This window comes from Rhodopirellula sp. UBA1907 (assembly GCF_002337565.1).
Taxonomy (GTDB): domain Bacteria; phylum Planctomycetota; class Planctomycetia; order Pirellulales; family Pirellulaceae; genus Rhodopirellula; species Rhodopirellula europaea.
Genome location: NZ_DDGH01000074.1, coordinates 30976 through 38962, shown reverse-complemented (window position 1 = coordinate 38962; position 7987 = coordinate 30976). Strand labels below are relative to the sequence as shown.

Genomic DNA, 7987 nt, shown 5'->3' with positions numbered 1-7987 from the left:
CCCTCGCTTCGCTCGACCCTCCCTGAGGGAGGGTGAAGTTTTCGAGGTCCCGAATCAACAAGAACAACGAGAAGCCACTCCATTCCACCACAGGAACAGCATGAGCACGGACGAAGATTCAACCAACGAAACGCATTGGGATCTCGCCCCGAAGTTTGACTTCGTCGACGCCCATCGTTTGCCTTTCTCGAGTGACAAGGTGTCGCTGAAAAAGATCGACACGGAGTGTTCAGGACCGTTCGAAGGCAAGGCTCATGGTCGAGCGTTCACGCACCAAGCGAACATCGAAATTCGCGATTTACAGTACCGGATGTACACGGAAGGCAAGCAATCTCTGCTGATCGTTCTGCAGGCTCCCGACGCGGCCGGCAAAGATGGCTTGATCCGCAAGGTGCTGGGCCAGATGAATCCGCAGGGCTGCCGGACTTATCCGTTCAAGGTTCCGTCGTCGGAAGAACGTGCTCATGACTTCCTATGGCGAATCCACAAGGCGACGCCCGCGGCAGGCAAGGTTTCTGTCTTCAACCGTTCGCACTACGAAGACGTCTTGGTCGTGCGGGTGGAAGATTTGGTTCCGAAGTCAGTTTGGAAGGAACGCTATGAGATCATCAACAACTTCGAAAAGTTGCTGGCTCAACGTGGCACTCGAATCTTGAAGTTCTACCTGCACATCAGCCCGCGAGAACAACTCGAGCGATTCAAAAAGCGTCTCGATGACCCGACCAAGCACTGGAAGCTGAACGCGGGCGATTACGCCGCTCGTGACAAATGGGGCGACTACCGCGAGGCATACGAAGACGCGATGGAGAAATGCCATTCAAAAATCGCTCCTTGGCACGTGATTCCGGCCGACAAAAAATGGTACCGCGATGCGTCGGTGGCAGCGATCGTTCGTGACACGCTGCGTGACATGGACCCGAAATTGCCGGAGATCGATGCTGATCTGGATGAAATCCGCCAGCTCTATGAACGCGAATTGGATGAACTGAACGAGTGATTCGCCACGCTCGATTGCGGTTTTCTCCAGCAGGGTGCCTTGTCAGACGCGGATTCGTCTGAAAACTCACGGTTCCGACAGGAGTGATCGCAGGAACTTTGATTCGCCGGCGATGACGATTCGACCGATCGGTCGCTCGCAAGACGCAGCCACAACCAACAACGACCACACTTTTCTCGACTGATTGCTTTCGTTCATGAAAATTCGCCGCAACCCGACTCGCCCGGTCACTATCGGATCGATCACGATCGGCGACGGTCACCCGATCGCTGTTCAAAGCATGACGGCGACCAAAACGCAAAACATCGACGCGACGGTCGAGCAAGCCGAAGCCCTGCACGCTCGCGGTGCCGGAGTCGTCCGGATTGCGGTCGACAGCGACAAGGACGCGGAGGCGTTGGCCGAGATCCGCAAGCAAACGCAAGCCAATCTCGCCGTCGATTTGCAAGAGAACTTTCGATTGGCGGAAAAAGTCGCTCCGCACGTCGACAAGATTCGATACAACCCCGGCCACTTGTATCACCACGCCCGTGAGCTGACCTGGCAGGAAAAGGTTCGCTACCTCATCGATATCGCCGCCAGCAACGAGTGCGCGGTTCGAATCGGTGTGAACTGCGGCAGCGTCGACCCGGCGAAGAAAGAGAAGTACGACCACGACGATTCCATCACCCCGATGTTGGAATCGGCTCTTGAGCACTGCGAATTGGTCGACTCGCTGGGTTTTCACAACTTTGTCGTTTCGCTGAAGGACAGCGATCCGTCCAAGGTCGTTCAGGTGAACACGCTGTTCGCTGAAAAACGCCCCGATGTCGCTTTGCACTTGGGCGTCACCGAGGCTGGGATGCCGCCGGATGGCATCATCAAGACGCGAATCGCGTTTGAGCAATTGATCGGCAAAGGCATCGGGGACACCGTCCGAGTTTCGCTGACGTTGCCGAACCCTCGCAAACCCGAAGAGATCGACGCGGGCAAACAGATCGTCGAGGACATTCACGCGGGGCGGGTACGCAGTGTGGTGAAGTTCGACGATTCGAAACTGAACATCATCAGTTGCCCCAGCTGTTCGCGAGTCGAAAACGAAGCGTTCATCGATTTGGCCGCGAAGGTCAAGGAGATGACCACGTTCGCTCAAGAGTATTCGATCACCATCGCGGTGATGGGATGCCGAGTGAACGGGCCCGGCGAAACCGACGATGCGGACCTCGGGTTGTGGTGCGGGCCCGCAAAAGTCAATCTAAAGCGTGGCCCGGAAGCTTTGGGCGCGTTCGGTTACGACGAGATCTTGCCAAAATTGAAGCAGGAACTCGACGATCTGATCGCCGCCAAGCAATAGCTTCTCGACCAATTCAAATGCCGATTCGCGGATCGAAAATCGACTGCGACTAATCGGATCCAATTTCAATCCATTCTGTCCTCTGATTTAGTTTCCCCATGGCCAGCGACGAACTTTACGAACGATACAACGAAGTCGAAAAACTCATCGACGAAGAAAAATACGAAGAAGCCATCGCGGGCCTGACCCCATTGGTAGAAGAAGATGAGACCTTCGTGCTGGCACACCTGGCACTCGCTCGCGTGTACACCAAAACTGGCCAACACGACGAAGCGATCGCCCACGGCAAGAAGGCTTGTGAGTTGGAACCCGAGGACGCGTTCAATTTCACCGCGATGAGCGTCACCTACCAACGGGCTTGGGCGGGAACGCAGAACCAGGCGTACATCGCCGCCGCGGAAGACGCGATGGCACGGGCTCAGCAACTCAACGCGATGTAGAGCTTGCCCGACGTTGTGAGTGACGGCAGTACCGAGGGAACCTGGGACTGACGTCCCACGGCCAATAGGAAGTGGCGCCGTCCCGCTAGGATGGCTCCGAATTCTTGGCGAATCCGGCTACGGTGATGCTCCGAATCCTGGGCGAATTCGGGTACGGTGACGCTACTGGTTTTGGCCCCATTCCTCGTCGTACAAACGCACCAGGATTTGATCGTTCAGTCGATTCGGCGGGACATCTCGCGGCTGTTGATCCGCTGGCAGATCAAACAGACTGGCCATCGTCGACGGCGTGAGGTATCGCAGGTCGGTCATCTCTGCCGACAACTGAGGCGGCAGCTGCCAGTTGGATCCGGACTCAGGGTCTTCTGCCTGTTCTGGGCCTTCTGCCTGCTCCGGGTCTTGGGCGTGCCGGGCGAGAGCAAACCCCCAGATGCCAAACGTTGGCACCGGTGCGTGATAGGGCGTGACGTCAAACCCAGACGCCTGCATCGTCCGCAGGATGCACCAGTAGGACTTCGGGGCCACCAGCGGCGAAGTGCACTGGATCGCCAATCCAGCCTCATCAGTCATCCGCTTACGCAGCATCGAGTAGAACCGCGAAGAATACAGTTTTCCGATTGAATAGTTGCCTGGATCGGGAAAGTCGATCACGACGGCGTCAAACTGCTCGTCGCCTTCGCCCACCCACAAGAACGCGTCTCGATGGACCAGCGAGACACGGTCCATTTCCAACGATCGACCATTCAGTTCCGCAAGCGGTTCGAACTGGGTCGCCAAACGCGTCATCGCGGGGTCCAGGTCCACCAACGTGACCGAATCGACGTGGTCATATCGCAAGATCTCACGAACGGCCAATCCGTCGCCGCCGCCAAGCACCAACACTCGACGAGCGTCTTTGCAAACGGACATGACTGGGTGCACGAGTGCCTCGTGGTAACGGTATTCATCGACACTGTTGAACTGCAGGTGCCCATTCAGATAAAGCTGAAACCCTTTTTCGTTGCGAGTCACCGCGATGCGTTGATACGGCGAGGTGTCGGCGTAAACGATTCGCCCGCCAAGCGTGTTCTCTTCTGCGAGGCTGGTGATCGAGTCAGCTTTGATGAAGCCAGCGATCAACAAACCAATGACTAAAAAAGCACGCCCTCGAAGTCCGTCCAGCCCCTTCTTCGCAAGCAATGGACGCAGCAAATACGTCCCCCACAATCCGACCAATGCGTTGAGCAACCCGAACACGATCGCGGTTCGATTGAGCCCCAGTCTTGGGACCAGAAAGATGGGAAACAGCAGCGAAGCGAACAGGGCTCCCAGATAGTCAAACGCGAGAACTCGAGAGATGAGTTCTTCAAACTCGAGGTGTTCTTTGAGAATCCGCATCAGCAGCGGGAGCTCCAATCCCACCAGCGTTCCGATCACGATCACGCTGCCAAAGAGCAACCACTGAAACCACTCGATCATCGGGAACGCGAGAAACAGAAGCGGAGTCGAAAAACCGCCCAACAACGCGAGGGCCAATTCGACTTCGATGAACACGCGAGCCAGCTTGGTTGTCACGTACTGGGACAACCAGGCACCAAAGCCCAACGCGGACAGATAGACACCGATGATGAGCGAAAACTGGGTGACCGAATCACCCAGCAGATAGCTTGCCAACGTCCCCGCCAACAACTCGTAAATCAACCCGCACGTCGCAATGACGAGCACGTTGAGGTACAGCAGGTGCAACGGGGCGCGATGGATCACTGGCTAGTCAATCAAGCTCAACCGCGAAGGTTTCGCAGAACCGTCGGCAGAATCCCGCCGTTTTGGTAGTACTGCAGCTCGACCGGAGTATCGATGCGAACGCGGCACTGGAATTCGGTCTTCGTGCCGTCGTCCGCCGTGGCGACGACGGTGATCAACGAACGAGGCTCGAGGTCGTTGGACAGGCCATCGATGTCGTAGCTTTCCTCACCGGTCAAACCGAGTGACTGCCACGAACCGCCTTCGGCGAATTCCAAAGGCAACACGCCCATGCCGACCAAGTTGCTTCGGTGGATGCGTTCAAAGCTGGCCGAGATGACCGCTTTGACGCCCAACATCATCGTTCCCTTGGCGGCCCAGTCACGGCTACTGCCGGTCCCGTATTCTTTGCCGGCCAGAACGATCAACGGCACGTCGTCCGCTTGGTACTTCATCGATGCATCGTAGATGCTCATCGTTTCGCCGGTTGGCAAGTAACGGGTCACACCGCCTTCGGTGCCGGGTGCCAGTTGGTTGCGAATGCGAATGTTGGCGAACGTGCCACGAACCATCACGCGGTCGTTTCCGCGACGTGAACCGAACGAGTTGAATTCGCGAATCGGCACACCGTTTTCTTGCAGATAACGTCCGGCAGGTCCGTCGGTCGCGATCGCACCGGCGGGTGAAATGTGGTCGGTCGTGACCGAATCACCAAGCAATGCCAACACCTTTGCACCCTTGATCGGAGCAATGTCCGGCACGGCTTCCGCGGTGACGCTGTCCAAGAACGGTGGGTGGTGAATGTAGGTGCTCTTTTCGTCCCACGGATACAACGCTCCACCCGCCGCTTCGATGGCGTTCCACATGTCGTTGCCCGACACGGCGGCTTCGTATTCGTTGGTGAACATCTCGGGCTGCATGCAAGACGCGATGGTTTCGCGAATTTCTTCGGCCGATGGCCAAACGTCTTTCAGGAACACATCTTCGCCGCTTGCATCTTTGCCAAGCGGTTCGGTGTTCAGGTCGATGTCAGTCGTTCCGGCCAAAGCGTAAGCAACGACCAACGGTGGGCTGGCCAAGTAGTTGGCCTTTGTCAGCGGATTGACCCGACCTTCGAAGTTTCGGTTGCCGGACAGAACGGCCGATGCGATCAAGTCGCCTTCTTGGATGGCCGAGGCGACGGCTTCTGGCAAAGGTCCTGAGTTACCGATGCAGGTCGTGCAGCCATAGCCGACGGTGTTGAAACCGAGCTTGTCGAGCGACTCGGACAAACCGGCTTTGTTCAAGTAATCCGTCACGACTCGCGAACCAGGAGCCAGCGACGTTTTCACGTGAGCCGGCACGGTCAAACCGCGTTCCGCAGCCTTCTTGGCCAACAATCCCGCACCAACCATCACCGATGGGTTGGACGTGTTCGTGCAAGACGTGATGGCTGCGATCACGACGGCGCCGTGCGTGATGTCCGAGCTGGCACCGTTGTTCGAAACATGTCCGGTGCGTTTCAGATCCTCAGGAGCCAACCCGAATCCGGAGGCACCGACGGGAGCGGTCAACGATTCATTGAACGCCTTCTTCATCGTGGCCAATGGCACACGGTCTTGTGGACGTTTCGGTCCAGCCATGCTGGGTTCGACCGTCGACAAATCGAGCGACACGATTTTGGTGTAGTTCAGTGTCGGTGCGTCATCGAGACGGAACAAACCTTGTTCTTTGCAGTAGCGTTCGACCAGTTCGACGTTTTCTTTGCTGCGACCGGTTTGACGCATGTAGTGCAGCGTCAGGTCGTCGACGGGGAAGAATCCCATCGTGGCACCGTACTCGGGCGCCATGTTGGCGATCGTGGCCCGGTCAGCGACGCTCATCGCGTTCATGCCCGTTCCGAAGAACTCCACAAACTTGCCCACCACGCCTTCGGCACGCAGGATCTCGACGACTCGCAACACCATGTCCGTCGCGGTTGCACCGGATGGCAATTCACCCGTCAGTTCAAAACCAATGACTTCAGGCATCAACATGTAAAGCGGTTGACCGAGCATGTTGGCTTCGGCTTCGATGCCACCAACGCCCCATCCCAAAACACCCAAACCATTGATCATGGTCGTGTGCGAGTCGGTGCCGACCAGCGTGTCGGGCATCGCCACGGGGCCTTGCTCGTCTTTGCCCATCGCAACAACGCGAGCGAGGTATTCCAAGTTGACTTGGTGAACGATCCCGACATTGGGTGGAACCACGCCGAAGTTATCGAACGCTTGTTGGCCCCAGCGGAGGAACTCGTAACGCTCTTTATTGCGTTCGAATTCACGCTCGACGTTTTGCACCAACGCACCATCGCTGCCGAAGAAGTCGACTTGCACGGAGTGGTCGATGACCAAGTCGACTGGGATCAGCGGATTGATTTTGTTCGGATCGCCACCGATTCGTTCCATGGCCGAACGCATCGCGGCCAAATCGACCACGGCGGGAACGCCCGTGAAGTCCTGCAAGACAACTCGGTAAGGTTTGAAGGGCACCTCGTGAGGGGCAACCGCTTTCGCATCCCAACCGGCGAGGTTTTTGACATCGTCCTCACTGATTTGGAAACCGTCGCAGTTTCGCAGCACGGCTTCCAACAGCACGCGGATCGAGAACGGCAAGCGGTCAATTTGCCCCAAGCCTCGTTTCTGGAGCGTCTCCAAGCGATACATCGCTGCAGAGCCGGATCCGGTTTCAAATTGTTCGCGTGCGCCGAAGATATCCGCAGTCACTGCATGGTTTCCTGTTGTCGAATTGCCGAAAAGTGCCGAGCGGCCAACAGTTTAGCAATGCGTCTCGGAAAACCGTAGTGGTGGAATCAAACCATCCGCATCCGTTGCCATTTGCCCTGCAAAAAGCGTCCGGCCATGACGATTGCGAGGGTGCAGACCCAACCCGTAATCACCCACCACCACCAATCCAACGCCACTAATGCCGTCGCCTGCCCATCCGGGTCCTGATAACGAGCCGCGACAGGTTGCCACACCGCACCCACAATCACTGCCCCAAACGACACCGCCAGCCCAGCCAACAACACGAACCAGGTATCGCCCGCCCCGCGCAAGGCTCCCGCCAAAATCAGCTGAGTCGCATCCAAAATCACGTAGATCGCGACGAAGCCCAGCAATTTCTCCGCAATCTCAAACGCGACTTCGCTGTCCACACCCGTCGGCGACAGCGAATACAACGCGATCAAGCCACCAGGTGCGAACACATAAGCGATCGCCCAGACCAACGAATACGCCCAGCCAACGATCAATGCCGCGATCACACACCGAATCGCGGGACCGGGGCCGGTTCGAATTAAGTGCTGACCAACCAAAACCGAGGCGGCGATCGACATGCCGACCAAGGGGATGAACGCAATCATGTTGAAATTGATCGCCATCGTGGTGGCTTGCAGAGGAACGTCACCAAGTCGACCGATTTGCAAAACGATGACGGTGAAGCCGCCCGCTTCGGTCACGTACATCAAACCCGCCG

At 57.1% G+C, this 7987-nt stretch carries 6 protein-coding genes; 3 read left to right on the top strand and 3 right to left on the bottom strand.

Annotated features, from left to right (window positions below):
- Positions 1–100: 100 nt before the first annotated feature.
- The 3 genes from B2R17_RS16245 (at position 101) to B2R17_RS16235 (ending at position 2770) form a co-directional block, all read left to right on the top strand.
- Positions 101–997, top strand: coding sequence for a polyphosphate kinase 2 family protein (locus B2R17_RS16245; RefSeq protein ID WP_286764801.1), 897 nt, complete (start codon positions 101–103; stop codon positions 995–997).
- Positions 998–1181: 184 nt separating this feature from the next.
- Positions 1182–2330, top strand: a complete 1149-nt coding sequence (ispG, locus tag B2R17_RS16240) for a (E)-4-hydroxy-3-methylbut-2-enyl-diphosphate synthase (RefSeq protein ID WP_286764800.1) — start codon at positions 1182–1184, stop codon at positions 2328–2330.
- 98 nt (positions 2331–2428) lie between these two features.
- Positions 2429–2770: a tetratricopeptide repeat protein gene (locus B2R17_RS16235; RefSeq protein ID WP_008662125.1), complete on the top strand. Its 342-nt coding sequence runs from the start codon at positions 2429–2431 to the stop codon at positions 2768–2770.
- Between the two features lie 162 nt (positions 2771–2932).
- Here the strand turns inward: B2R17_RS16235 and B2R17_RS16230 are convergent, their stop codons facing one another.
- The 3 genes from B2R17_RS16230 to B2R17_RS16220 all read right to left on the bottom strand — a co-directional run.
- Positions 2933–4513 carry a polyamine aminopropyltransferase gene (locus B2R17_RS16230; RefSeq protein WP_286764799.1) on the bottom strand — a complete coding sequence of 527 codons (1581 nt, stop codon included), beginning with the start codon at positions 4511–4513 and terminating at the stop codon, positions 2933–2935.
- A gap of 17 nt (positions 4514–4530) precedes the next feature.
- Entirely contained in the window at positions 4531–7236 is a 2706-nt protein-coding gene (gene acnA / locus B2R17_RS16225) for an aconitate hydratase AcnA (protein WP_286764798.1), read from the bottom strand.
- Between the two features lie 86 nt (positions 7237–7322).
- On the bottom strand, positions 7323–7987 hold a 665-nt coding region (locus B2R17_RS16220), incomplete at its 5' end, for an MATE family efflux transporter (RefSeq protein WP_286764797.1).

Coding starts and splice junctions, on each gene's coding strand:
- B2R17_RS16235 (WP_008662125.1), top strand. CDS start 2,429: ATGGCCAGCGACGAACTTTACGAACGATACAACGAAGTCGAAAAACTC.
- B2R17_RS16245 (WP_286764801.1), top strand. CDS start 101: ATGAGCACGGACGAAGATTCAACCAACGAAACGCATTGGGATCTCGCC.